Below are 258 nucleotides of genomic sequence, written 5' to 3'. Positions count from 1 at the left end.
GCTTGAGGACGCGCAAGAAGGGTGCCGACAGCGTGTCGAAGCGGTTGGCCAGTTGCGTGTTGCCGCGGTCGACGGCCATGACGAACTGGAACAGGTCGTTCGAACCGACCGAGACGAAATCGCCCGCTTTCATCAATTCATCGAGTTGGAACAGCAGCGATGGCACTTCAAGCATCGCCCCCAGCTTCAGGCTGGTCGGCAAATGATGGGCAAAGCGCGACAAATGCCGCACCTCGCGGTCGATGATCTCGCGTGCCT

1 protein-coding gene is annotated in these 258 nt (G+C 60.1%); it reads right to left on the bottom strand.

Going from position 1 to position 258, the window contains the following annotated elements; all coding sequences use genetic code 11:
• Positions 1–258: putative PEP-binding protein (locus tag P9230_RS32330; protein ID WP_347404017.1), on the bottom strand; the 258-nt coding region annotated here is incomplete at both ends.

The organism is Mesorhizobium sp. WSM4887 (genome assembly GCF_029625865.1).
In the GTDB taxonomy this organism is placed as follows: Bacteria; Pseudomonadota; Alphaproteobacteria; order Rhizobiales; family Rhizobiaceae; genus Mesorhizobium.
This window is presented reverse-complemented; position numbering and strand designations above follow the sequence as displayed.